The 1471-nt window shown below is 37.5% G+C and carries 1 protein-coding gene; it reads left to right on the top strand.

Translation table 11 applies throughout. The features are described from left to right. Window positions 1-53: 53 nt before the first annotated feature. Window positions 54-1441 (top strand): IS3 family transposase gene (locus H8A87_RS19575; RefSeq protein ID WP_408646952.1). Its coding sequence is split into 2 segments (ribosomal slippage): window positions 54-537 and window positions 537-1441, totalling 1389 coding nucleotides; the frame shifts between segments, so codons are not numbered across the junction. Window positions 1442-1471 lie beyond the last annotated feature (30 nt).

Here is a 1471-nt window from a genome sequence, read left to right as displayed (position 1 = left end):
TGATCTGACCCCCGAAAGTTGGACGCATTGTCTAACCTGAAGGGGGCTTTTCTATGGCTAAATATTCTCAAAATTTTAAACTTAAAGTTGTTCAAAATTACTTATCCAATACTAATGATGATGGGATTAGAAAAACCGCTAATAAATTTGGTTTAGATCGTGGAACGGTTCGTCAGTGGGTTGCTATATATCAAACGCTTGGCAAAAATGGTTTTAAAAATCAGGCTCACCGTAGGATCTACTCTACAGAGTTCAAACTTGAAGTCGTTCTTAAAATATTAAATGATGGCCTGTCACTTATTGATGCATTAAGGTTCTTTAAATTAAAAGAAGTAGGAACTCTTTCCGTATGGTTGCGTCAATATAAAGAACTCGGTATCGATGGCTTAAAACCCAAGCCCAGAGGACACCACAGTCATATGCCTAAACCTCAGAAGCCCCAAATTAAACATTCTCAGGCAGATAGTGATAAAACACATGAACAGTTGCTTGAGGAACTGGCATATTTACGTGCTGAGGTTGCCTATCTAAAAAAGCGGAGAGCCTTGATTCAGAAGCAGAAAGAACAGGGAAAAGCCAAATAGCAACGGCTGCACAGTTCGTCTCAGAATTAAGGCAAAACTACAAATTAAGATACCTGTTACGTGCTTCAAAGATGGCCAGAAGCACATATTTTTATCATGAGAAGCAATCAAAACTTGACGATAAATACAGTGATCTTAAACAACATATCAAGTCGATCTATTATAAGCACAAGGGGCGGTATGGATATCGCAGAATCACCCTTGCCTTAAAGAATATGGGGCTAGTCATTAATCATAAATGCGTTCAAAGACTGATGCAGTCAATGAAATTAAAATCTCGTATCAGAATTGCGAAATACCGCTCTTACAAGGGAGAGGTAGGTAGAATTGCAGATAATGTATTACAACGTCAATTTGAAGCAAATAAGCCTAACCAGAAATGGGTAACAGATGTTACCGAATTCAACGTTCGAGGTGAAAAGCTGTATCTGTCACCCATTATGGATTTATTTAATGGTGAAATTATTGCCTTTCAAACTCAGCGTAGGCCAATGTATAGATTAGTTAAAGATATGCTTCATGATGCAATCAGCAAACTTAATCCTGACGACAAACCTATTGTTCATTCAGACCAAGGGTGGCAATATCAAATGCGACACTATCAACGACAATTAGAAGAAAGAGGTTTAATTCAGAGTATGTCACGCAAGGGAAATTGCTTAGATAATGCGTCAATGGAGAGCTTTTTTGGAATACTTAAATCTGAATGCTTCTATGGTGAAGAATTTAATTCAGTTGATGAATTAGAGAAAACCTTGAAAGAATATATTCACTATTACAACTATGACCGAATCAAGGTTAAATTAAAAGGACTGAGTCCTGTAGAGTACAGAAATCAGTCCTTAAAGGCCGCTTAATCAACTGTCCAACTTTATGGGGTCAGTTCA

This window comes from Xenorhabdus lircayensis, assembly GCF_016306625.1.
Lineage (GTDB): Bacteria > Pseudomonadota > Gammaproteobacteria > Enterobacterales > Enterobacteriaceae > Xenorhabdus > Xenorhabdus lircayensis.
The sequence above is the reverse complement of the archived record's forward strand: the minus strand, read 5'-3'. Positions and strand labels throughout refer to the sequence as shown.